Raw genomic sequence first — 19990 nt, 5'->3', positions numbered from 1 at the left:
ACGGAGGACCCATGACCCCCGACGAGATGCGTGAAATCATTCTGTCGTTTCCCGGCGCAGAGGAGGGCGTGTCCTACGGCGCGCCCGCCTACAAGGTGAACGGCAAGTTCTTCACCCGCCTGCGTCGCGAGGATCAGAGCGTGGTCCTGACCGGGATCAGCATGGACGAGCGCGAGATGCTGATGGAGGCCGAGCCCGCCACCTTCCACATCACCGCGCACTACAAGGACTATCCCAGCGTGCTGGCCCGCATCGAGAGCCTGCACCCTGGATCGTTCCGCAATTTCCTCGACCGCAAGTGGCGGGAGATCGCCCCGAAGAAGTGGGTCAAGGAATTCGACGCCGCGAAGACCTAGAACTCGTCCTCCATCAACGAGCGGAACTGCTCGAAGATTTCCTTGGCCTGTTCCTCGGGCGGCCGCTCGGGCTCGTCATCGGCGGCCTTGGGGGCCGGCGCGCCGCCGGTCAGGCGGGCGGCGACCATGCCGTCCTGAACCAGCAGCAGTTCCTCGCCCTCCTCCAGGCTGGTGAGCAGCTGGGCAAGCTTGGGGGACAGATCGTCGAGGTCGAGACGTTTCATGGCTTTGATTTTACCCCGCTCCCGACGCGCCGCAAAGGGTGACAGACGCAGGGGGCGGCCCTAGCTTCCGGCCAACTGTTTTCGGAGAGCACATGGCCTATCGGTCCCTGCGGGATTTCATCGCCAAGCTGGAAGCCGCCGGCGAACTGGTGCGCGTCGTCGAGCCCGTCTCATCTGTGCTTGAAATGACCGAGATTCAGCGCCGCCTGCTGGCCACCGGCGGACCGGCGGTGCTGTTCGAGAACGTCACCCGAGCCGATGGCGAACCCTCGGGCATGCCCTGCCTGGTCAATCTGTTCGGCACCGTGAAACGGGTGGCCATGGGCGTCACCCTGGACAATCAGGAACGCACCACCGCCGCCGAACTCCGCGAGGTGGGGGAACTGTTGGCCTTCCTGCGCGCGCCCGAACCGCCACGCGGCCTCAAGGACGCCTGGGACATGCTGCCGCTGGCCAAGACCGTGATGTCGATGCGGCCGGCCATCGTGAAGAAGGCGCCGGTGCAGGAGATCGTCTGGACCGGCGATCAGATCGACCTCAACAAGCTGCCGATCCAGACCTGCTGGCCAGGCGAACCGGCCCCCCTGATCACCTGGCCGCTGGTGGTCACCAAGGGCCCGTCGGAGGATCGCGAGGACGACTACAACCTCGGCATCTACCGCATGCAGGTGATCGGCAAGGACAAGACGATCATGCGCTGGCTGGCGCATCGCGGCGGCGCTCAGCATCATCGCCGCTGGAAGGCGGCCGGCAAGCCCGACGCCCTGCCCGCCTGCGTGGTGATCGGCGCCGATCCCGGCACCATCCTGGCCGCCGTGACCCCGGTGCCCGAGACCCTGTCGGAGTATCAGTTCGCCGGCCTGATGCGCGGCGCCAAGGTCGAGCTGGTCCCCGCCAAGACCGTCCCGCTGATGGTCCCGGCCAACGCCGAGATCGTCATCGAAGGCCACGTAATGCTGGACGAATATGCCGATGAGGGCCCCTACGGCGATCACACCGGCTACTACAACTCGGTCGAGCCGTTCCCGGTGTTCAAGGTTTCCGCCATCACCATGCGGAAGAACCCGATCTACCTGACCACCTTCACCGGACGTCCCCCGGACGAGCCCAGCGTGCTGGGGGAGGCGCTGAACGAGGTCTTCATCCCCCTGCTGCGCCAGCAGTTCCCGGAGATTGTGGACTTCTGGCTGCCGCCCGAGGGGTGCTCCTACCGCATCGCCGTGGTCTCGATGAAGAAGGCCTATCCCGGCCACGCCAAGCGCGTGATGATGGGGGTCTGGAGCTACCTTCGGCAGTTCATGTACACCAAGTGGGTGATCGTCGTGGACGACGACATCAACGCGCGGGACTGGAAGGACGTGATGTGGGCGCTGTCGACCCGCATGGATCCGGCCCGGGACATCACCCTCGTCGAGGGCACGCCCATCGACTATCTCGACTTCGCCTCGCCCGAGAGCGGCCTGGGGTCGAAGATCGGCCTGGACGCCACCAACAAATGGCCGCCCGAGACCCATCGGGAGTGGGGCCAAAAGCTTGGCATGGACGAGGCGACGGTGAAGCTCGTCACCGAGAAGTGGTCGAAGCTTGGTCTGCCGGGGGGCGGCGCGCCGGTCAAATAGCGGCGGGGGTTGCCCTTTTCCGGATTTCGACCCCAACTGCCGCCGCTTAGCGGGAAAGTGACACCATGGACGCCGTAACTTCGTTCTCCGGCAACGCCGCCGCCCTCTGGGTCGGCCTGCACATGTTCCTGCTGCTGGTCCTGTCCCTGCTGGTGGTGCGCCAGCGCCAGAAGCACAAGGTGGCGCTCGGCGACGAAGGCATCCCCGAACTGGCCCAGGCGATCCGCGCCTTCGGCAACGCCACCGAATACGTTCCGGCCGCCATGTGCGGGCTCGCGGTCCTGGCCCTGGTGAGCGCGCCGAGCCTGGCCATTCACTTGGCCGGCTTCGTGATGTTTACCGGCCGCTGCCTGCACGCCGTCGGCCTCTCCAACAGCGGCGGGACCTCGTTCCCCCGCGTGATCGGCGTGCTGATGTCCTGGGTGGCCTATGTCTTCATCGGCGTGGCGCTGCTGTTCTACGCCATAGCCTAGGTTTCCACCGGCGCTTGCGCGAGCGTCAGGGCGCGAAGCGTCGCCCGCTCGATCTTGCCCAGGGCGTTGCGCGGAATCTGGCCGATCTGCATCGACTTCAGCGGCCGGCCCAGGGCTGCGGTCATCGACGCCATGAAGGCTGCGGCGTCCAGGTCCGCGGCGCCCACAAAAGCGATCCAGGGCGTATCGATGCCTTGGGCATCGGGGGCGGCGAACATCGCCGCGTCAATGACGCCCGGAAACTCCAACGCCCGCGCCTCCCCGCGGGAGGGCAGCACCTTCGCCCCGCCGATATTCATCAGGTCGTCTGTCCGGCCCAGGATGGTCAGAATGCCGCCGGCCGACAGCACGCCCAGGTCGCGCGGCATGAACCAGCCATCGCGAAAGCAGCTTTCGTCCAGCGTCTCGTCGTCGAGATAACCGTAGATCAGCTCGTCGCTGCGGACGCGGACCTCGCCAACTTCGCCGTGGGGCAGCACCCTGCCGTCCGACCCGATGATCTGCACCTCGGCCCACGGGCGCACGTAGCCGGTGGAGTCCTCCGCCCCGTCGAGCATGTCCATATGACCCTGCGTCACCGCGCCGGTCTCGGTCGAGCCGTAGAGCACCATCACATCGGCGGTCAGCCGGCGACGCGTCTCCTCGGCGAGAACCTTCGACAGGGACCCCCCGACCAGGAAAACCGAGAACCCCGGCTTGGCCTTGAACCCCTCCGGCAAGCTCGACAGCAGGATTTGCAGGTGGAAGGGCGCAAGGGCCACGGTGTCGGCGTCCAGCCGCCGCAGATTTTCCATGATGCCCTTCGCGGGGTCGTGGAAGCAGAGTGTGCCGCCGCCGCCCCAGACGGAGTAGCCCAGGGTGTATCCCGCAATGGACCCCGGCCCCATGATCGACAGCAGCTTGGGGCGCGGGTTCAGGAAAACCTGGGACATCACCGTGTGCATGACACGCAGGTCCATCGACTGGCGGGTCAGCAGGATCTTCTTGTTGGTCCCCGTGGTGCCCGAGGTGGCGACGATCCGCACGCCGTCTGTCTGTTCCCGCACATGGCGGGTCGGGCCGGCTTCAGGCGCGGCGGCCATGGCGTCCAGCCAGGCCTGGTCCACAACCAGCTGCGGCGCCCAGCCGACCGAGGGATCGAGGGCCGCGTCGCAGATGATCATCTCCGCGCCCAGATAGTCCGCGCTGCCCGGGCCCAGGCGGGCTCCGTTCACCGCGGCGGGGATGCAGCCCAGTTCCTCCAACGCAGCCGTGAACACCCAGTGCAGCATGGGGTCGGCGACATTGACCAGCACCCGCTTGCGGGGCCAGAAGCGCCCGTCGTCAAGCACCGTGATGCAACGGCGGATTTGCCGCGCGAACTCCCCATAGGTCAGGGACCTGCTCGGCGTCGCGATGGCGATAGCGTCGGGCCAGCGCACCGCGCCCCACGAAATAAGCTTCTCAAACATGTCGGGGGAACGGGCTCTGACTCGAAAAGGTGTACGAAGGCGGGATCATAGAGCGATACGCCAGGTCATGCTTGATCAACGGCAGGCGCCGCCGCCGCACTTGCCCCCGCGCCCGCGCCCGGCCATATCCACGGGATGGAAGAGACCCTGTTAGCCGATGTCGTCGCCGCCGCCCTTAAGGCCGGCGCGGACGCCGCCGAAGCCGTTGGCGCCGAGCGCGCCGCCCTTGGCATAAATGTCCGTCTGGGCAAGCTGGAAGAGGTGGAGCGCGAGGAGTCGCGCGATCTCGGGCTTCGGGTCTTCGTCGGCAGGCAGCAAGCCACGGTCTCGGGCTCCGACATCTCGGCCGACGCGCGCGCCAAGTTGGTGGAACGCGCCGTCGCCATGGCCCGTTTGGCGCCGGAGGATCCCTATGCCGGCCTCGCCGATTCCAGGCGCCTGGCCCGCGGCCCCCTCCCCGACCTGGACCTGTACGACGGCGCCGAGCCGACCCCCGAGCAGCTCGAGGACCGCGCCCGCGCGGCCGAGGACGCCGGCCGCGCCATGCCGCGCATCAGCAACTCCGACGGCGGCTCGGCCTCAACCTCCTCGGGCCAGTGGCGCCTGGTGACCTCGGGCGGCTTCTCTGGCGTCCACCGCGCGTCCAGCTATTCCATCGGCGTCTCGGTGATCGCCAGCGACGGCGACGAGATGGAAGGGGGCTATGACGGCCGCACCACCCGCTGGCAGGCCGACCTGCCTGCGCCCGAGAGCATCGGCGCAGAGGCCGGCCGCCGGGGCGCCGCCCGCCTGGGCGCGCGAAAAATTTCTTCGACCACCGCCCCGGTGATCTTTGAGAACCGCCTGGCCATGTCGTTGATCGGGCCCCTGATCGGAGCCATCTCCGGCCCCTCCATCGCGCGGGGCAACTCCTTCCTGAAGGACAAGCTGGGCCAGCAGATCTTCTCCAAGGGGATCAATGTCACCGACGACCCGCACAAGGTGCGTGGTCTGGGCTCCTCCCCCTTCGACGATGAGGGCGTGGCCAACAGGGCCTGGAGCATCATCGACGACGGGATGCTGACCACCTGGCTGATGAACTCGTCTTCTGCGCGCCAGTTGGGCCTGGAGACCACGGGCCATGCCTCGCGCGGCCTTGCGGGCCCCCCCGGTGTCTCCACGACCAATCTGACCCTGCTGCCCGGAACCAAGACCCAGGCCGAACTGATGGCCGACGCCGGGACCGGTGTGCTGATCACCTCGATGTTCGGCCCGTCGCTGAACGCCAACACTGGCGACTGGTCGGTCGGCTGCGCCGGCTTCTGGTTCGAAGGTGGCGTGCTGGCCTACCCGGTGGCCGAGATCACCGTGGCCGGCAACCTGATCGACATCTATGCCCGCCTGATCCCCGGATCGGACCTGGAGTTCCGGGGCTCGGCCAATGCGCCGTCGATCCTCGTGGACGGATTGGCCATAGCCGGGAAATGACCGATGCGGGCGCCGATCTCGACCTGATCGTCGCCGCGGCCCTGGAGGCCGGCCAGCTCGCCGTGCGGATGCGCGACGAGGGCCTGACCGTCGAGATCAAGCCCGACAGGACCCAGGTCACCAACGCCGACCTGGCCACCGACGCCATGCTGACCCGACGCCTGCGCGCTGCCCGGCCCGACTATGGGTGGCTGTCGGAGGAAACCGCCGACAACGCCGAGCGCCTGTCCAACCGCCGACTGTTCGTGGTGGACCCCATCGACGGCACCCGCGCCTTCATCCGCGATCGTCCCTGGTGGGGCGTTTCCATCGCCGTGGTGGAGGACGGCCTGCCCATCGCCGGCGTGGTCTTCGCCCCGGACGTTGAGGAGACCTACACCGCCATCGCCGGCCAGGGGGCCCTCCTGAACGGCGAACCCATCCGCGCCAGCGACTGCGACCTGGTGCACGGCTGCGGGATGATCGGCGACCAGCGGATGTTCGAGCATCCCTCCTGGCCGCAACCCTGGCCCGCCATGCGGATCGAGGCGCGCAACTCCACCGCCTATCGCATGTGCCTGGTGGCGGCGGGGACCTTCGACGCGGCCATCGCCATTGTCGCCAAGAGCGACTGGGACCTGGCCGCCGCCGACCTGATCGCCCGCGAGGCCGGCGCCTATTGCGGCGATCACCTGGGCCGGCCCTTCGCCTACAACCAGGCCAATCCGTCGCAGCCGAGCCTTGTCTGCGCGGCGCCACGCTTGGCGCCATTGATCCTTAACCGTGTCGGGCATATCGCCTTGAGGAGTTGATTCACTTCGGAAACCTCAGCCATGCCCGACAAGCAGCTCCTGCACCTCGTCATCGGCGGCGAACTTGAAGACCTCGAGCACAACACCTTCCGCGACCTAACCAAGGTCGACCTGGTGGGGGCATACGCCAGCCACGCCGAGGCGGTCGCCGCCTGGCGCACCAAGGCGCAGTCGACGGTGGACAACGCCCTGATGCGCTACTTCATCATCCACGCGCACAAGCTGCTCGACCCCGACAAGGACGACCACCAGCACTAGGCTGTCGGCCGCCAGCGGTAGTGGCCGACCGGCTTGAGCTGCCACAGGTCGGCGAGGCTCTCGTCTCGCGCGCCCTGGCCGATGTTGTGGACCACGCGGGGTTTGTCACCGCCGGTCACGACGATCCCCACATGCGGCCGATCGCCGATCGACAGCCGCCAGGTGAGGATGTCGCCCGCCGCCAGCGGGCCGGGGACGCCCTGGCCGAACGCCGGCCCCCTGGCGCGCCAGACCTGGGCGCCGATCCGCGCCCAATAGGTCTCCAGGTTCAGGACCCGGCGGTGATCGATATGGGTGTCGGGCTTGGCGAGGCGCCAGGCCTGGGGATAGGCGCCGAAATGGCGCGTCATGTCCTCGTGGATCAGCCGCTGCAGGTCCGCCTTCCAGGCGTCGCGCGCCGCCCGGATCACCACGTCGCAGCAGACGCCAGTGGTCCGCGGGACATCGCCGCCGGGATAGGCCAGGCGCACATAGGCCGGATCGTAATCGGTGGTGACGCCCACCTGGGCGCGGGCGGCGCGGGCCAGGACGTCGCCTGGACTGCCCGCCGCCAGGGCCCAGGCCGGCGCGGCCATCAGGCCTCCGATCAGGGCGCGGCGTGTGGACATGGACCTACTCCCGTTTGAGCAGGCCCTCGGTGAGCAGCCGGCCCCACATCTGGCTGCGGAAATCGGCCTTTATTTTGGCCTCGTCGTAGGCGGGACTGTCGACCCATTCCAGGAAGGTCTGGCCGGCCGGTTCGCCCTCCGCCAGGTAGCGCTCGAAGGTGTAGTCCAGCACCCCGGTCTTGCCCTGTTTGATGTGCAGGTACTTCAGGGAGAGCTGCTCCAGAGCCTCCCGGATCGTCTTGCCCTGCCGGAAGTGCATGTAGAAGACGCTCATGATCCCCGCCCGGTCCGCGCCCGACTTGCAGTGCATCAGGGCCGGGTATTCGATGGTCTCGAACAGCGCCTTGGCGCCGTGGACCCGGGCGCGGCTGGGGACCTCGCGGCTGGTGATGGTGAAGTCCACCATGGTCAGGCCCAGGCGCTGGCAGGCGTCCTTTTCCAGGGCGTGGAAGCTGGCGTCGAACCCGCCGCGCAGGTTGATGATGGTCTTGACCCCACGGCGCTTCCACTCGGCGAGCTGGAAGGGCCAGGGCTGGTTGGTGCGCACCAGCTCATCGCTGATCCAGTGGGCGTTGGAGAAGCCCAGCCGCAGATAGGCGTGGTCGTTCCAAAGGTAGTTCAGGGTCGTGGAAAACCGCCCGCCGGGCGTGGAGAGATCGAAATCGGCCAAGGGGGGCTCCGAGGTGTTGCGCCCCTAACTAGGACGTGACGCCGCCAAACGGAAGCGCGGCGGCGCGTCCCAGCTATTGCAGCAGGGTGAGCGTGTTGCCGGCCGGGTCCTTGAAGTGGGCCAAGGTTCCACCCCATGGCATCTTCTCCGGCGGCCCCAGGAAGGCTACGCCCCTGGCGCTCAGAGCCTCATAGGTCGCCTGGATGTCGTCCACCTGGATCGAGGCCCCGACGAAGCGGCCCACCAGGGTCTCGCCCTCGTGGCTCCCATCGTCGCGCTCGACGATCAGGTCGATCCCAAGGTCGTAGCCGACGGCCATTTCCATGTCCCACTTGGCCGTCAGACTTAGGGTCTCCCCATAGAATCGCTTGGCGGCGGCTATGTCATCGACCCAGATCCGCAGTCCGTAGATCTTCATGTGGCGCACTCCCTCCACCAGGCGGCGTCGCATCCTAGCGCATCGCCGGAAGCTTGACTTCCCGCCCCTGACAGCCGACCCCAGGACGATGACCGGCCCCACCACCGAGCCCGAGCTTTCGGCCCGCGCCCTGATCGCGCGGATCGCCGGGGTCTATATGCGGCCCCGCTGGAAGGCCTGGTCCTGCGCCATGTTGGCGGCGATCGCCGTGGCGTTCCTGTCGGCCAAGCTGGTGCAGATCTTCGAGCCGGCCATCAACGACCTGCTGGTGAACCACAAGCCCGGCGCCCTGGTGATGGTGCCCCTGACCATTGGCGCCCTGGCCATCGGCCGGGCGCTGGCCCAGGTGATCCAGGCCTCCCTGGTCAACCAGATCGGCAACGCCGTGGTCGGCGATGTCCAGGTGCAGCTGTTCGGCAAGCTGGTCCGCGCCGACCTGGCTCACCTGCGCACCCAGCATTCCGGCGCCTATGTCTCCTCGGTGCTCTACGACGCCAGCCTGATCCGCGAGGCGGCGACCTCGGGCGTCATCAACTACACCCAGCATGCCCTGACGGTGATCGGCGCGGTGACGGTGATGGTGTCCAACGACCTGCTGCTGTCCCTGACCCTGGTGGCCGCCGCGCCGATCACCGGCTTCATCATGCGACGGTTCTCCAAGAAGACCACCAAGGCCGCCAAGGGCGCCATGGCCGAGACCTCCGCGCTCTCCACCGCGATCATGGAGAGCCTCGACGGGGTCCGGGTGGTGAAGATCGAGAACCGCGAGTCCTATGAAGAGGCGCGCGTCGCCGAGGTGGTGCAGCGCCGCCAGAAGCACCTGGTGAAGGGCGCCAACGCCCGGGCCCGCGCCGCACCGGCCACCGAACTGGTGATGACCCTGATCACCGCCGCCGTCATCGCCTATGCCGGCTGGCGCTCGCAGTCGGGCGCCATGAACGTCGGCGCCTTCATGGCCTTCATCCTGGCCCTGGGCCTGGCTTCCCAGTCCCTGCGCCAGCTCTCCAACCTGGCCACTGTGATGGCCGAGGGCATGAGCGCCGCGCGCCGCCTGTTCGCCGCCCTGGACGTGGAGCCAGAGGTCCGCGAGCAGCCGGGCGCCGCCCCCCTGGCCCACGGCGAGACCACCATCGCTTTCGAGGAGGTCAGCTTCGCCTATGCCGGCGGACCGGCCACCTTGCGCGACGTGACCGTGGAGGTCCGCCGGGGCGAGACTGTCGCCCTGGTGGGCCCGTCGGGCGGCGGCAAGACCACGATCCTGAACCTGATCCCACGCTTCTATGACGCCACCGCCGGCCGGGTGACCATCGACGGCGTGGACATCCGCCTGGTCACGCTCGCGTCCCTGCGCGCCCAGATCGCGCTGGTCACGCAGGAGCCCTTCCTGTTTGACGATACCATCCGCGCCAACATCGCCTATGCCCGGCCCGACGCCAGCCAGGACGAGATCGAGACCGCCGCCAGGGCCGCCGCGGCCCACGATTTCATCCTGTCCCTGCCCGCCGGCTACGAGACCCTGGTGGGCGAGGCCGGCGCACGCCTGTCTGGCGGTCAGCGGCAGCGGATCGCCATCGCCCGCGCCTTCCTGAAGGACGCCCCCATCCTGCTGCTGGACGAGGCCACCAGCGCGCTCGACACCGAGAGCGAGGCCCAGGTCCAGGCCGCGCTGGCCCGCCTGATGACCGGCCGCACCACCATCCTGATCGCTCACCGCCTGTCGACCGTGCGCGGCGCCGACCGCATCTATGTGATCGACAAGGGCCAGGTGGTGGAGACCGGAAACCACGACTCGCTGATCAAGAAGCGCGGCCTCTATGCCCGGCTGGCCCGCAGCCAGGACCTTGAGGCCGAGACCGCCGCGTGAAGAAGTTCATCCGCCGTCCGGCCGTGCAGGCCTTCCTGGGCTGGATCCTGGCCGGATATATGAGCCTGATCCGCCATAGCGTCCGCTGGCGGCACGAGGGCCTGGAGGGCGCCGACGCCGTGCTCACCGCCGAGCCGGGGGTGATCGCCCTGCTCTGGCACGGTCGCATCCCGGTGGCGCTTACCGTCGCGCCGATCCTGAAACAGACCAAGCTCGCCCACTGCCTGGTGTCGCCCTCGGCCGACGGCGAATTCTTCGCCCAGGCCATGGCCCACAACGGCTTCCCGTCGATCCGCGCCTCCTCCGCCAAGAAGGGTGACTCGGCCAAGGCCCGCGCCGTGGTGGCCGCCTTCCGCGAGGCCATGGCCTGGGTGAAAGGCGGCGGGGTGCTGATCGTCACGCCGGACGGCCCGCGGGGGCCCAACGAGGTGATGGCCCCCGGGGCCCTGCAGATCGCCAAGCGGACCGGCGCGCCGGTGCTGCTGGTGGGCCTGGCCGCCTCCCCCGCCAAGCGGCTGGGAAGCTGGGATACCGCCATGGTCGCCGCGCCCTTCGGCAGGGGCTCGGCGATCTGGGAAGGCCCCTACTACGTCCCCGCCGACGCCGATGACGCCGCCATCGAGGCCCTGACTGCAGACTGGGCCGCCAGGCTGTCGGCGGCGACCCGCAAGGCCGAAGGACGGGTAGCGGCGGATTGATCCGGCGCGCCCACGGTGAGACATAGGGTCATGGCCCATCACGATCACGCCCACCACGACCATGATCATGATCACCACGATCACGGCGGGCACGGCCACGCCCACGGTGGCCATGGGCACAGCCATGCGCCGAAGGATTTCGGCCGCGCCTTCGCCATCGGGGTGGCGCTGAATTTCGCGTTTGTCCTGGCTGAGGTGGCGGCGGGTCTTTGGTCCGGGTCGCTGGCCCTGCTGGCCGACGCCGGCCACAACCTCTCCGATGTGTTGAGCCTGCTACTGGCCTGGGGCGCCACGATACTGGCCCGCCGGGCGCCCAGCGCCAACCGCACCTACGGCCTGCGCAAGGCCACCATCCTGGCCTCGCTGGCCAACGCCGTCCTGCTGCTGGTGGCGGTGGGGGTGATCGTCTCTGAGGCTGTGCGCCGTTTCGCCGAGCCCACCGATGTCGCCACCGCCCCGGTGATGATCGTCGCGGCCATCGGGGTGGTGATCAATACCGCCACCGCCCTGATGTTCATGCGCGGTCACGACGACCTCAACGTACGCGGCGCCTTCCTGCACATGGCCAGTGACGCCGCCGTCAGCCTGGCCGTGGTGGTCGGCGCCGGGCTGATGGCCATCACCAGTTTCGGCTGGATCGACCCCGCGCTCAGCCTGGTCATCGCCCTCGTCATCGTCCTGGGGACCTGGAGCCTGTTGAAGGACTCCGTGAACCTGGCCCTCGACGCCGCGCCCAGGGGGATCGACGTGGGCGAGGTGCGGGGCTGGCTCAACGCCCTGCCCGGCGTCACCGATGTCCACGACCTGCACGTCTGGGCCATGAGCACCACCGAGACGGCCATGACCGCCCACGTGACCCGGCCCGACAATCCGGACTGCGACGCCTTCCTGCATGCCGCATGCGAGGGCCTGGAGAGAAGGTTCAAGATCGGCCATTGCACCCTGCAGGTGGAGACCGGCGGGGCGGAGGTCTGCCGGCTCTCGCCCGCGGAAGCCGTGTGAGACGCCCGCTCTCTCTCAAGCTCTACGCCTCCACCCTCGGTCTTCTGGAGCCGCTCGCCCGGCCCCTGCTGGAGCGTCGCGTAAAGGCGGGCAAGGAAGACCCCGCGCGGTTGGATGAGCGCCTGGGCCGTTCCACCGTCCCCCGCCCCGAAGGCGCGCTCGTCTGGCTGCACGGGGTCAGCGTCGGCGAGAGCATGTCCCTGCTGCCCCTGGTCGGCGCCCTGAAGACCCGGCGGCCCGACCTGGCCCTGATCGTCACCTCGGGCACCCGCACCTCCGCCGACCTGTTGGCCCGGCGTCTGCCCGAGGGCGTTATCCACCAGTACGCTCCGTTGGATGCGCCGGGCTCCGTGACCCGGTTCCTGAACCACTGGGAACCCGACCTCGGCGTCCTGGTCGAGAGCGAACTCTGGCCCAACCTGATCCTCGGCGCCCATGAGCGCGGGGTGAAGCTGGCTCTCCTGTCGGCGCGGATGACGGAGGGCAGCGCCCGGGGCTGGTCGCGCGTGCCCGCCGCCGCCAAGGTCGTACTGGACGCCTTTGACTTGATCCTGCCGCAAGAGGCGGGAACCCAGGCGCGGCTGAGCAGCCTCGGCGCCCGTACCGGCCCTCTGCTGAATCTGAAGACGGTCGGCGAGTCCCTGCCCTTCGATGCCCTGGAGTTGGCGCGGTTGAGAACTGCTGTCGGCGGGCGCCGCGTGGTACTAGCCGCCAACACCCATCCCGGCGAGGACGAGATCGTCATCGAGGGCTTCCGGCGGGCCGGCCTCACCGACACCCTGCTGGTGATCGCGCCCCGCCATCCGGCGCGCGGCGCGGCGGTTGCGGACCTGCTGAGCGGCTTCACCGTCGCCCGCCGCGCGGCCAACCAGCCTCTGACCCCGAGGACCACCGCCTATGTCGCCGACACCCTGGGCGAGATGGGCCTGCTCTACAGCCTGGCCGACGTGGTGGTGATGGGCGGCGGCTTCCTGCCGGGGATCGGCGGCCACAATCCGCTGGAGCCGGCCCGCCTGGAGCGTCCGATCCTCACCGGGCCGCATACGTTCAACGCCACCGCCCTCTACGCCGATCTGTTTGCCGACGCGGCCGCCATTGAAGCGGCTGACAGCGCGGCCCTCGCCCGCCACCTGAAGGGGCTGAACGACTATCCTCACATCGGCCGCCGCATGGGGGAGGCCGCCCTCGCCTACGCTCAGCGGCAAGGTGGCGCCCTGGACCAGGCGATGGCTCTGCTCGAACCCCTGCTGCCCCGATGAAGTTGTCGACGCCCCGCTGGTGGTATGTCCGCGATGGCGCGCCGGCGCCGGTATCGCGCGCCCTGCTGACGCCAATCTCCTGGATCTGGGCGGCCGTGACGGCGCGGAGGATCGCCCACACAGTCCCCATTGATCCTGGGGTGCCGGTGATCTGCGTCGGCAATCTCACCGCGGGCGGCACGGGCAAGACCCCGGTGGTGCGCGAACTTCTGAAGCGCCTGCGCGCGCGACATGTCGACGCCCACGGTCTCTCGAAAGGCTATGGCGGCTCGCTCGCAGGACCCATCCAGGTCGACCCCGCCAGGCACACCGCCGCCGAGGTGGGGGACGAGCCGCTGATGCTGGCCGCCGACGCGCCGATCTGGATTTCCCGCGACCGGGCCAAGGGCGCGCTGGCCGCCGGCTGGGCCGGGGCCCAGGCCCTGGTGATGGACGACGGCCACCAGAACCCCTCGGTGCGGAAGACCCTGTCCCTGGTGGTGGTGGACGGCGAGACGCGGAACGGCGAGTGGCCGCTGGGGGACGGATCGGTGTTTCCCGCCGGCCCCCTGCGCGAGCCCCTGGACGTAGGCCTCGCCCGCGCCGACGCGGTGATCCTGATGATGCCGTCCGACCTCGACGCACCCGATCCGGAACTGGTGGCCCTGTTCCCCGGCAAACCCGTTCTGGTCGCCCGGCTCGCACCCGTGGCTCCGCCGCCCTCAGGGCCACAGGTGGGCTTCGCCGGGGTCGGCAAGCCGTGGAAGGTGGAGCGGTCGCTGCAGGCGGCCGGCTGCGACCTGAAGGACTTCGCGCCCTTCCCTGACCACATGGCCTATGACGAGGCGACCCTTCAGGCCCTGGCCGACCGGGCCGCGGACTTCGGCGCCGGCCTGGTGACCACCGAGAAGGATTGGGCGCGCCTCCCCGCCGCATGGCGTGCGCGCATCACCGCCTGGCCTGTAGCGGCGGCCTTCGAGGACGATACCGCCCTCGAAGCGCTGCTCGACCTAGCGCTTAGACCTTAGCGCCGGCCTTCTGGGCATAGGCCCAGCTGGCCTTGGCCAGTTGCGGCACGCGCAGGGCCATGGCGGCGGCCTGCGGGCTGTTGGCCGTGCCGTCGCGGGCCCGGCCCACGATCCCCTGACAGATCCCGGCCAGCCGGAACATATTGTAGGAGAAGAACCAGTTGAGGTCGTGCAGGGCCTCCCGGTTGGTCAGCCGGCAGTACTCGGCGACGTACTCGTCCAGGGTCGGAATGCCATGGGCCTTGAGGTCAGGGATGGCCGAGATGCCGCCATTGACCCAGTTCATCAGCAGGTAGGTGAAGTCGGCCAGGGGTTCGCCCAGGGTGGAGAGCTCCCAGTCCAGCACCGCCACCACGCGCGGCTCGGTGGCGTGCAGCACCATGTTGTCCAGCCGGTAGTCGCCGTGGACGACGGAGGTGCGCTCCTGCTCGGGCAGGCTCTCGGGCAGCCACTTGATCAGCCGCTCCATCTCCTCGATGTGTTCGGTCTCGCTGGCCTTGTACTGCTTGGTCCAGCGATCGACCTGACGGCCCATATAGTTGCCGGGCCGGCCATAGTCGCCCAGTCCGATGGCCTCATGGTCGGTGTTGTGCAGGTCAGCCAGGGTCTTGAGCTTGGCCATGTAGATGGCGTGGCGCTCGGCCGGCTCGTACTGCGGCAGGCTCTGATCCCAGAGGATGCGGCCCTCCACCATGTCCATCACGTAGAACATGGTGCCGATGACGCTGTCGTCGGTGCAGAGTCCCCAGGACTTGGCCACCGGGAAGCCGGTGGTGTGCAGGGCGGTGATCACCTTGTATTCGCGGTCCACCGCGTGTGCCGAGGGCAGCAGCTTGCCCGGCGGCTTGCGGCGCAGGACGTATTTCTTGTTCGGGGTCACCAGCTGGTAGGTCGGGTTCGACTGCCCGCCCTTGAATTGGCGGACTTCGAGGGGACCGGAATAGCCCTCGACATTGGCTTCCATCCAGGCGGCCAGGGCGGCTTCGTCGAACTTGTGGCTCTCCACAACCTCTTTGGTGCCGGTGTTGAGCTGCTCGCGCGCCTGTTCGGTGACTTCGGCCATGGGCGTTCCCCTTGTTCTCTTACGCGTGTTTGAAAACACCATACCGACCCCCCTGCCCTCACGGCAAGGCAAGAGGCGATCTTCGTACCGGAACTTCGAAAATTCAGGTGGGCTTGCCGAGCGCTCGCCAGCCGATGTCGCGCCGGTGGAAGCCGCCGGGCAGATCGATCTTCGCCACCGCCGCATAGGCCTTGTCGCGCGCCGCCTGCAGGGTCGCGCCCCGGGCGCAGACGTTCAGCACCCGGCCGCCGCTGGCGCGCAGAGTTCCGTCGGCGTCGCGGGTGGTTCCGGCATGGAAGACCATCACGTCCGGGCCGAAGTCCTGCTCGGCGCCCATGATGGCGGCGCCGGTCTTCGGCGCGTCGGGATAGCCCTCGGCGGCGATCACAACGCAGACGGCGGCCTCGTCGCGCCAAACCGGCGGCGGCATCTGATCCAGCGTCCCGGTGGCGCAGGCCAGCAGGTAGGGGATCAGGTCGCTTTCCAGCCTCAGCATCAACACCTGGCATTCAGGATCGCCGAAACGGACGTTGAACTCCACCAGCTTGGGACCGTCAGCGGTCGCCATCAGCTCGACGAACAATACGCCGCGATAGGGCGCGCCCTCCGCCGCGATGCCATTGAAGGCCCGCTCGGCCAGCAGCTCGCGGGTCAGGTCCATCAGTTCGTCGGTGAAGACTGGGGCGGGCGAATAGGTGCCCATGCCGCCGGTGTTGGGGCCTTGCTCGTTGTCATAGGCGCGCTTGTGGTCCTGCACCCCACCGAACAGGATTGAGGTCTTGCCGTCGCAGAGCGCGAACAGTGAGCCGATCTCCCCCACCAGGAACTCCTCGATCACCACCCGCGCCCCGGCCGTGCCGAACCGGCCGCCCAGGGTGTCGTCGATGGCGGCCTCGGCGGTCGCGCGGTCCTCGGCGATAACCACGCCCTTGCCGGCCGCCAAGCCGTCGGCCTTGATTACATAGGGCGGCCTGAAGCGGTCGAGGGCGGCCTTGGCGGCGGCGGCGTCGTCAAAGACGCCATAGGCCGAGGTCGGCAGGTCATGGCGGTCACAGAAGGCCTTGGTGAAGGCTTTAGAGCTTTCCAGTTGCCCGGCGAATGCGGTCGGCCCGAAGCACGAGATGGAGACCTCGGCCAAGGCGTCGGCCAGCCCCGCCTCGACGGCGGTCTCGGGTCCGATCACCACCAGATCGGCCGTGATCTCCTGGGCCAGGGCCACGAGGGCCGGAACGTCGGTCGCCTTAATGGCCCTCAGCTCGCCCAGAGCGGCCATGCCCGGATTGCCGGGCGCGATCACCAGGCGCCCGAGGAGCGGCGAGGCCGCGATCTTCCAGGCCAGGGCGTGTTCACGCCCGCCGGAACCGACGAGGAGGATGTTCATGACCCGCGCTTTCGCCCGACAGGCCACCCCGGTCAAGCCGCCAGGGCTTGTCCCGGCGCACCCGGTTGTGATCTTAGGTCCGCAAGCCCCCGGCGGGCGCTTTCCAGCGGACGATCGATGCCCACCAACCTACGCGACTATCTTGCCACCACCGAGGCTGAGCCCGCCCTGAGCGACCTGATCGTCACGGTGGTCGAGACCTGCAGCGAGATCAGCGCCCTGGTCCGCCGCGGTGCGCTCGGCGAGGTCCTGGGGGCGCTGGAAAGCGAGAACGTCCAGGGTGAAGTGCAGAAGAAGCTCGATGTCATCTCCAACGACATGCTGCTGCAGCGCTGCGCCGCGTCACCGGCCCTGGTGGCGATGGCCTCGGAGGAGATGGACGACATCCACCCCGTCCGCGCAGCGGGCCCCAAGGGCGGCTACCTGCTGCTGTTCGACCCCCTGGACGGGTCCAGCAATATCGACGTCAACGTCTCCATCGGCACCATCTTCTCAGTCCTGCCCGCCCCGAAGGCCGACATGCCGCGTCCCGCGGTGCTCGCAGACTTCCTTCAGAAGGGTCGCGCCCAGGTCGCCGCCGGCTATGTGGTCTATGGCCCGCAGACGACCCTGGTCCTGACCTTGGGCGAGGGCGTCAACGCCTTCACCCTCGACCCCGACACGGGTGACTGGCTGCAGACCGGCGCCGCAATCACCATTCCGGCCGAGACCAAGGAATACGCCATCAACGCCTCGAACATGCGCCACTGGGCGCCGGCGGTGCGTGGCTATGTCGAGACCTGCCTGGCGGGCGAGACCGGCCCCCGGGGCAAGAACTTCAACATGCGCTGGATCGCCTCCATGGTGGCCGACGTCCACCGCATCATGATGCGCGGCGGCGTCTTCCTCTATCCTTGGGACAAGCGCGAGCCGGACCGGGCGGGCAAGCTGCGCCTGATGTACGAGGCAAACCCCATGTCCCTGCTGGTGGAACAGGCCGGCGGCGCGGCCTTCGACGGCCGCGGCCCGATCCTCGACGCCGAGGTCACCGACCTGCACCAGCGCATCTCGGTGATGCTGGGATCACGCGCCGAGGTGGCGCACATTGAGCGCCTGCACCAGGGCGCCTAGGTGTCCATGTCCAGGGAGTAGCCCGCCGAGCGCACCGTGCGGATCGGGTCGGCTTCGGCCTCGTCGCGGTTCAGGGCCTTGCGCAGGCGTCCGATGTGGACGTCCACCGTGCGGGCCTCGACATAGACGTCGGAGCCCCAGACGGCGTCCAGCAGTTGCTCGCGGGAGAAGACGCGGCCCGGGTGCTGCATCAGGTAGTCCAGCAGGCGGAACTCGGTGGGGCCCAGGTGGATCTCCGAGCCCGCGCGCTTCACCCGGTGGGCGACGCGGTCAATCACCAGGTCGCCGATGTGCACCCGATCCTCGGCCAGGCCCGGCCGGATGCGGCGCAGGACGGCGCGGATGCGGGCCGACAGCTCGCTCATGGCGAAGGGCTTGATGATGTAGTCGTCGGCGCCGGTGTCCAGGCCGCGGATGCGGTCGCTCTCCTCGCCGCGCGCGGTCAGCATGATGATCGGTATGTTGCGGGTCTCACTGCGCTGGCGAAGCCTGCGGCAGACCTCGATCCCCGAGACCTTGGGCAGCATCCAGTCCAGCACCACCAGGTCGGGCAGGCGCTCGCTGACCTGGGTCAGGGCTTCCTCGCCGTCCATGGCCACGGCCACGTCGTAGCCTTCCTTCTCAAGATTGTACTGGAGGAGGGTCGACAGGGCGTCCTCGTCCTCCACCACCAGGATGTGGGGAATCATGCTCATACCTCCCGCGCCAGGGCGTCGGTCTTGGGCCGCGCCGATCCGATCGTCTCGGCCCCGGTGATCTCGTAGTGGATGATCTCGGCGATGTTGGTGGCGTGGTCGCCGATCCGTTCCAGGTTCTTGGCCACGAACAGCATGTGGGCGCAGGCGGTGATCGTGCGCGGATCGCCCATCATGTAGGTCAGCAGCTCGCGGAACAGGCTGTTGTAGTGCTCGTCCACCTCGTCGTCGCGGGACCAGACCGCCAGCGCCCGGTCGAGGTCCGAGGCGGTATAGGCGTCCAGCACGTCCTTCAGCCGGCCCAGGACCAGCTTGCCCATCCGCTCGATGGAGCGGGTGAGCGGGGTCAGCGGCTCGGCTTCGGTCAGCACCAGGGTGCGCTTGGCGATATTCTTGGCCAGGTCCCCGCAGCGCTCCAGGTTCATGGCGATCTTCATCGCCGCCACCGTCTTGCGCAGGTCGTTGGCCATGGGTTGGCGCAGGGCGATCAGGCGGATGGCCTTGCGCTCGATGTCGGCCTCCAGGACATCCAGCCGCTCGTCACGGCCGACCACGGCCTCGGCGAGCGCGGTGTCGCGGCGGACCACGGCGTCGATGCCGTCGCCGACCTGGGCCTCGGTAAGGCCGCCCATCCGGGCGCACTCGGCGGTGAGCGTGTTCAGCTCGTCTTCGTAGGATTTGACGATGTGCTCGTTCATGTCGAACTCCCTAACCGAACCGGCCGGTGATGTAGTCCTGGGTGCGGCTGTCCCGCGGGTTGGTGAAGATTTCGCCGGTGGGACCGGCCTCCACCAGCTTGCCCAGGTGGAAGAAGGCGGTCTTCTGCGACACCCGCGCGGCCTGGGCCATGGAGTGGGTGACGATGACGATGCAGTACTGGTTGCGCAGCTCGTCGATCAGTTCCTCGATCCGCGCTGTGGCGATCGGGTCCAGCGCCGAGCAGGGCTCGTCCATCAGGATGACCTCAGGCGAGACGGCGATGGCGCGGGCGATCACCAGGCGCTGCTGCTGGCCGCCGGAGAGGCCCGTGCCAGGCTGGTGAAGCCGGTCGGCCACCTCGCCCCACAGGCCCGCGCGCTTCAGCGAGGATTCCACCACCGCTTCCAGCTCGGCCTTGCTGCTGGTCAGGCCATGGATGCGGGCGCCGTAGGCCACGTTCTCGAAAATGGTCTTGGGGAAGGGGTTCGGCTTCTGGAACACCATGCCGACCCGGGCGCGCAGGATGACCGGGTCGATGGCCTTGTCGTTGACGTCCTCCCCGTCCAACTCGATCCGGCCGCGCACGGTGGCGCCGGGGATGGTGTCGTTCATCCGGTTGATGCAGCGCAGGAAGGTGGACTTGCCGCAACCGGAGGGGCCGATCAGGGCGGTGACCGCCTTCTCCGGGACGTCCAGGGAGACATCGAACAGGGCCTGTTTGTCGCCGTAGAAGACGTTGACGTCGCGGGCGCGGATCTTGATCGCGTGCTGCGGTCCGCCGGTGTGGGCGCGGTCTACGGCGATTTGGACGGGCGCCGAGCCGCGGGCCTGGCTGTCGTCACGCTGAGCGGGCATGGGGGACCTTGGGGTTTGACGC

At 68.5% G+C, this 19990-nt stretch carries 22 protein-coding genes; 12 read left to right on the top strand and 10 right to left on the bottom strand.

The window, feature by feature from the left end:
- Window positions 1-11 precede the first annotated feature (11 nt).
- Entirely contained in the window at window positions 12-356 is a 345-nt protein-coding gene (locus Q7J39_RS10845) for an MmcQ/YjbR family DNA-binding protein (RefSeq protein ID WP_304824223.1), read from the top strand.
- Here the strand turns inward: Q7J39_RS10845 and Q7J39_RS10840 are convergent.
- Window positions 353-580, bottom strand: coding sequence for a hypothetical protein (locus Q7J39_RS10840; RefSeq protein WP_304824220.1), 228 nt, complete (start codon window positions 578-580; stop codon window positions 353-355). The two genes, Q7J39_RS10845 and Q7J39_RS10840, sit on opposite strands and share 4 nt — an antisense overlap.
- 92 nt (window positions 581-672) lie before the next feature.
- Here Q7J39_RS10840 and Q7J39_RS10835 point away from each other — a divergent pair, with 92 nt between their 5' ends.
- Window positions 673-2199: a UbiD family decarboxylase gene (locus Q7J39_RS10835; RefSeq protein WP_304824217.1), complete on the top strand. Its 1527-nt coding sequence runs from the start codon at window positions 673-675 to the stop codon at window positions 2197-2199.
- 65 nt (window positions 2200-2264) lie between these two features.
- Complete coding sequence (locus Q7J39_RS10830) at window positions 2265-2672, top strand: MAPEG family protein (RefSeq protein WP_304824214.1); 408 nt, start codon at window positions 2265-2267, stop codon at window positions 2670-2672.
- Here Q7J39_RS10830 and Q7J39_RS10825 read toward each other — a convergent pair.
- Window positions 2669-4123, bottom strand: coding sequence for a class I adenylate-forming enzyme family protein (locus Q7J39_RS10825; protein ID WP_304824211.1), 1455 nt, complete (start codon window positions 4121-4123; stop codon window positions 2669-2671). The two genes, Q7J39_RS10830 and Q7J39_RS10825, sit on opposite strands and share 4 nt — an antisense overlap.
- A 135-nt stretch (window positions 4124-4258) precedes the next feature.
- Here Q7J39_RS10825 and Q7J39_RS10820 point away from each other — a divergent pair, with 135 nt between their 5' ends.
- The 3 genes from Q7J39_RS10820 to Q7J39_RS10810 are packed head-to-tail and all read left to right on the top strand — an operon-like array spanning window position 4259 to window position 6639.
- Window positions 4259-5590: a TldD/PmbA family protein gene (locus Q7J39_RS10820; RefSeq protein ID WP_304824208.1), complete on the top strand. Its 1332-nt coding sequence runs from the start codon at window positions 4259-4261 to the stop codon at window positions 5588-5590.
- On the top strand, window positions 5587-6381 hold the full coding sequence (locus Q7J39_RS10815; RefSeq protein WP_304824205.1) for a 3'(2'),5'-bisphosphate nucleotidase CysQ: 795 nt from the start codon (window positions 5587-5589) through the stop codon (window positions 6379-6381). The genes Q7J39_RS10820 and Q7J39_RS10815 overlap by 4 nt, the downstream gene beginning before the upstream one ends.
- Window positions 6382-6402: 21 nt before the next feature.
- Window positions 6403-6639, top strand: coding sequence for a DUF4170 domain-containing protein (locus Q7J39_RS10810; protein ID WP_304824202.1), 237 nt, complete (start codon window positions 6403-6405; stop codon window positions 6637-6639).
- On the opposite strand, the gene Q7J39_RS10805 is transcribed toward Q7J39_RS10810, so the two are convergent.
- The 3 genes from Q7J39_RS10805 to Q7J39_RS10795 all read right to left on the bottom strand — a co-directional run bounded on the left by Q7J39_RS10805 (window position 6636) and on the right by Q7J39_RS10795 (window position 8335).
- Window positions 6636-7247 (bottom strand): DUF1287 domain-containing protein, encoded by a 612-nt coding sequence (locus Q7J39_RS10805; RefSeq protein ID WP_304824199.1) that lies wholly within the window; start codon window positions 7245-7247, stop codon window positions 6636-6638. The genes Q7J39_RS10810 and Q7J39_RS10805 overlap by 4 nt on opposite strands.
- Before the next feature lie 4 nt (window positions 7248-7251).
- Window positions 7252-7917 carry a beta-lactamase hydrolase domain-containing protein gene (locus Q7J39_RS10800; RefSeq protein ID WP_304824196.1) on the bottom strand — a complete coding sequence of 222 codons (666 nt, stop codon included), beginning with the start codon at window positions 7915-7917 and terminating at the stop codon, window positions 7252-7254.
- Between the two features lie 73 nt (window positions 7918-7990).
- Window positions 7991-8335, bottom strand: a complete 345-nt coding sequence (locus Q7J39_RS10795) for a VOC family protein (RefSeq protein WP_304824193.1) — start codon at window positions 8333-8335, stop codon at window positions 7991-7993.
- Window positions 8336-8423: 88 nt separating this feature from the next.
- On the opposite strand from Q7J39_RS10795, the gene Q7J39_RS10790 reads away from it, so the two are divergent.
- From Q7J39_RS10790 to lpxK, 5 genes are read left to right on the top strand one after another with little or no spacing between them, the layout of a single operon-like run.
- On the top strand, window positions 8424-10199 hold the full coding sequence (locus Q7J39_RS10790; RefSeq protein WP_304824191.1) for an ABC transporter ATP-binding protein: 1776 nt from the start codon (window positions 8424-8426) through the stop codon (window positions 10197-10199).
- Window positions 10196-10897: a lysophospholipid acyltransferase family protein gene (locus tag Q7J39_RS10785; protein WP_304824188.1), complete on the top strand. Its 702-nt coding sequence runs from the start codon at window positions 10196-10198 to the stop codon at window positions 10895-10897. Before Q7J39_RS10790 ends, Q7J39_RS10785 begins: the two co-directional genes overlap by 4 nt.
- 30 nt (window positions 10898-10927) lie before the next feature.
- Entirely contained in the window at window positions 10928-11899 is a 972-nt protein-coding gene (locus Q7J39_RS10780) for a cation diffusion facilitator family transporter (RefSeq protein ID WP_304824185.1), read from the top strand.
- On the top strand, window positions 11896-13158 hold the full coding sequence (locus Q7J39_RS10775) for a 3-deoxy-D-manno-octulosonic acid transferase (protein WP_304824181.1): 1263 nt from the start codon (window positions 11896-11898) through the stop codon (window positions 13156-13158). Before Q7J39_RS10780 ends, Q7J39_RS10775 begins: the two co-directional genes overlap by 4 nt.
- Window positions 13155-14165: a tetraacyldisaccharide 4'-kinase gene (gene lpxK / locus Q7J39_RS10770; RefSeq protein WP_304824177.1), complete on the top strand. Its 1011-nt coding sequence runs from the start codon at window positions 13155-13157 to the stop codon at window positions 14163-14165. The genes Q7J39_RS10775 and lpxK overlap by 4 nt, the downstream gene beginning before the upstream one ends.
- Here lpxK and Q7J39_RS10765 read toward each other — a convergent pair.
- Both Q7J39_RS10765 and purD read right to left on the bottom strand, forming a co-directional pair.
- Window positions 14155-15228, bottom strand: a complete 1074-nt coding sequence (locus Q7J39_RS10765; protein ID WP_304824174.1) for a phosphotransferase family protein — start codon at window positions 15226-15228, stop codon at window positions 14155-14157. The two genes, lpxK and Q7J39_RS10765, sit on opposite strands and share 11 nt — an antisense overlap.
- Window positions 15229-15331: 103 nt before the next feature.
- Window positions 15332-16609, bottom strand: a complete 1278-nt coding sequence (gene purD / locus Q7J39_RS10760; protein WP_304824172.1) for a phosphoribosylamine--glycine ligase — start codon at window positions 16607-16609, stop codon at window positions 15332-15334.
- 117 nt (window positions 16610-16726) lie between these two features.
- Between purD and Q7J39_RS10755 the strand changes: the two genes are divergently transcribed.
- The gene (locus Q7J39_RS10755; RefSeq protein ID WP_304824169.1) at window positions 16727-17719 is read left to right on the top strand and encodes a class 1 fructose-bisphosphatase; all 993 of its coding nucleotides are present in this window, start codon (window positions 16727-16729) and stop codon (window positions 17717-17719) included.
- On the opposite strand, the gene phoB is transcribed toward Q7J39_RS10755, so the two are convergent.
- From phoB to pstB, 3 genes are read right to left on the bottom strand one after another with little or no spacing between them, the layout of a single operon-like run.
- Window positions 17716-18408 carry a phosphate regulon transcriptional regulator PhoB gene (phoB, locus tag Q7J39_RS10750; protein ID WP_304825025.1) on the bottom strand — a complete coding sequence of 231 codons (693 nt, stop codon included), beginning with the start codon at window positions 18406-18408 and terminating at the stop codon, window positions 17716-17718. The genes Q7J39_RS10755 and phoB overlap by 4 nt on opposite strands.
- Window positions 18409-18410: 2 nt before the next feature.
- Window positions 18411-19112 (bottom strand): phosphate signaling complex protein PhoU, encoded by a 702-nt coding sequence (gene phoU / locus Q7J39_RS10745; RefSeq protein ID WP_304824167.1) that lies wholly within the window; start codon window positions 19110-19112, stop codon window positions 18411-18413.
- A 10-nt stretch (window positions 19113-19122) separates the two neighbouring features.
- Window positions 19123-19968: a phosphate ABC transporter ATP-binding protein PstB gene (gene pstB, locus Q7J39_RS10740; RefSeq protein ID WP_304824163.1), complete on the bottom strand. Its 846-nt coding sequence runs from the start codon at window positions 19966-19968 to the stop codon at window positions 19123-19125.
- Window positions 19969-19990 lie beyond the last annotated feature (22 nt).

Origin of the sequence: Phenylobacterium sp. (assembly GCF_030651185.1) — a bacterium.
Classification (GTDB): Bacteria; Pseudomonadota; Alphaproteobacteria; order Caulobacterales; family Caulobacteraceae; genus Phenylobacterium.
Note: the sequence above shows the minus strand (reverse complement) of the source record. Positions and strands in the feature narration are given on the sequence as shown.